Here is a 2,761-nt window from a genome sequence, read left to right as displayed (position 1 = left end):
TTGACGCGGACGCCCGACGGACCATAGTCCGCGGCGATCGCCTTCATGAGGCCGACCACCGCATGCTTTGCCGCGATGTAGCCCGTCGCACCGGGCACCGCCCTGAGCCCAGCGAGCGAGGCGACAAAGACGATCGATCCGCGCGTCTTGATCAGGTCGGCCAGGCAGGTGGCGGCGGAGACCCGCGCCGTCTCGAGATTGGTTGAGAGCGCTTTCGACCATTCGGCGTCGGATAGCTCGCCAAGCGGCGCGTTGCCTCCGCCACCGGCGCAATTGACGAGGATATCGACGGGGCCGTGTTTTCGGTTCACGAGCGCGACCGCTTTGGCCATGTCCACCGGTTGGGAGGCATCMGCCGTCATGGCCTCGGCATCGGTCGCGCTCGCGATCTCTTCAAGTGGTTTGGCCTCGGGCCCGATCAGCAGGCACCGCGCCCCGAGATCGCCGAACAGACGCGCCGTCGCCGCTCCGATGCCCGAGCCGGCGCCGACGATGATGGCGGTCTTGGMATCCAGTCGCATGATCACGCTCCACSACCGCTGCGGCGCGGYTGCGCCAGGCCGATCCGGCCGAAGGCCGGCATCTGGGGRTGCGGAACGAAGCCGACCCKSRCATCSAGSACYGCCGGCAGGTTCGACGCGACGGCGCGCTCAAAGGCTGCCGGGAATTCGTCGAGATCRGTGACGACCTCGCCGAAGCAGCCGAAGCCCCTGGCGATGTCGGCATAGTTGGTACCGGCCAATTCGCCKCCGAGCTGGTAGCCGCCGAGCTTCTGGCCGAAGTCGATGATGCCCCAGGCKGCGTTGTTGTGGATGACGTTGATGACGGGCAGGCCGTGGCGCCGCGCCGTATCGAGCTCTGAGAGCGTGAAGCCGAAGGAGCCGTCRCCGGTTATGTTGACGACCARCTCCTGCGGATGGAGATGCTTGAGCGCAATKGCGAAGGGCAGACCGAAGCCGAGCTGGGCCATGCACGCATCGTTGAAGCGCGTCCGGGTTTTGGTTGCCGGTGTCAGCGCGTTGCCCCAGAAGGATGTGTGACCGCCATCGAGGACGACGAGCCCGCTCTCGCCGAGCAAGCCCCCAATGGTCCTGGCCAATGCCGCCGGATGGATTACCCCGCCATCCATATGCGACGGCGCGCCRCCAAGCTYGTCGAGATAAGTCCGGAAGGCATCYGATAGGCCCGCGACCCATGGCTTGGGTGCGCTGGATATTTTCTGGCTATCGAGCGCTTCGCGCAGCTGCGCGAGCACCGCTCGGGCGTCACCCAGCAGTCCAAGTGCGAGCGGCGCCGCCTGGCCGAGCCGCACCGGATCGATGTCGATCTGGATCAACTGCTGCCGCGGCCAGCCCTTCACGACCGGCCGGCTTGTCTCCCAGAGATAGGATGAGAATTTGCAGCCGACGGCGAGAATCACGTCGGCCTCGCGCATCGCCTGGGCGATGACCGGTCCGCCGATCACACCGCCACAGCCGACGAAACCCGCRTAGCTACTCGGGACGGCGCCAGCGCCGGTCATGGTAGAGGTGGCTGCCGCGCCGAGYAGTTCGGTCACGGCCATCAATTCCTGCTGTCCGTCGGAATGGCAGACGCCGGCGCCGGCGACGACCAGCGGGCGCTCGGCTGTCGCCAGCAGGCGAGCAGCCTCCATGACCGACACGGCGTCAGCCGGCTGGCGACCTGAAGGCAACAAGCGCRACAGCGGCATGTCGAGTTCAGCGACCTCGAAGTTGTGACTTTCGACCAGCACGTCCATGGGGATGTCGAGATGAACTGGCGTCGGGCAGCCGGTCAGCGCGTGGCGCAACGCACGCCGCACCAGCGCCGGCAGGCGCGACACRTCGTTGACCGTCGCGTTCCAGCCGGTCAGTCCCTCGAACAGCCGCTTGTGGTCGGCATCCATSAGCTTGCCCTCGTGTGGATAGGCACTGATCAGCGGGATGTTGGTCGTGATGGCGAGGAGGGCGAGATTGTTGTTGAAGGCAACACCGAGTCCGGAGAGCAGATTGAGGCCGCCCGGCCCCTGTTCGCCGAGGCAGACAGCGATGCGGCCGGTGGAATAGAACTCGGCCGCCGCCATGAAGGCACCGGCGGCCTCGTGTCGGGCGCCGACATAGCGAATGGAATTGTCCTTGCTCAGCGCAGACAGAAAGGGGCCGAACGCGCCGCCCACGACGCCGTAGACATTCTCGATACCGGAAGATTTGAGAATGCGCGYCAGCGCCTGGCCGCCGTTGAGCGTGATCGTGTCACTCTGGATTTCCATGTTCATTCCGGCCCTCCTCCGCGGCCCTTTATTMYMTCATGAAGCCTCGGCCAGTGCCGGGTTCGGGTTGGGTGCCGGACGTGGCGTCGCAATCGCGGCAATTGCGGGCAGTAAAGTCTCGATTGCCGCAACCGGCACGATCGAGGCGATRTAGCGGTCCCGCCGCAGCAGAAAGGCATTTCCGAGATAGTTTTCAAGCTGCGGCGCGCTGAACAGCCGCGAGACGTCGCGATAGACCGGGAAGGCGCCATCGACCGGGTTCATCCATTCCGGCGTAAGGCCGACGACGAAAGCGCCGGCGCTCGCGAATTTCGACAAGGCCGCCGCCGGCACAATCCGATCCGGGAACTCGTGGAAGACAACCACCGTTGGCTGGTCGGGCAGCAGCCTGTCGAGCAGGGAGCGGACGCGATCGGTGCCCTCGACGACAGGCTGGGGGATGAGCCGGCCGACCATGGTCTGGCTCTCCGGCTTTCCATCGGGAAACAGCAG

2 protein-coding genes and 1 pseudogene are annotated in these 2,761 nt (G+C 65.8%); all 3 read right to left on the bottom strand.

All coding sequences use genetic code 11. The features are described 5' to 3' along the window. On the bottom strand, positions 1–521 hold a 521-nt coding region (locus AC1D06_RS42355; protein WP_477991530.1), incomplete at its 3' end, for an SDR family NAD(P)-dependent oxidoreductase. 2 nt (positions 522–523) lie between these two features. After that, on the bottom strand, positions 524–2,275 hold the full coding sequence (locus tag AC1D06_RS42350) for a thiamine pyrophosphate-binding protein (protein WP_477991528.1): 1,752 nt from the start codon (positions 2,273–2,275) through the stop codon (positions 524–526). A 30-nt stretch (positions 2,276–2,305) separates the two neighbouring features. Then, a pseudogene (locus tag AC1D06_RS42345) lies at positions 2,306–2,761 on the bottom strand (hypothetical protein); the annotation flags it as partial.

Source organism: Rhizobium sp. P2_G2, from assembly GCF_056403555.1.
The sequence above is the reverse complement of the archived record's forward strand: the minus strand, read 5'-3'. Positions and strand labels throughout refer to the sequence as shown.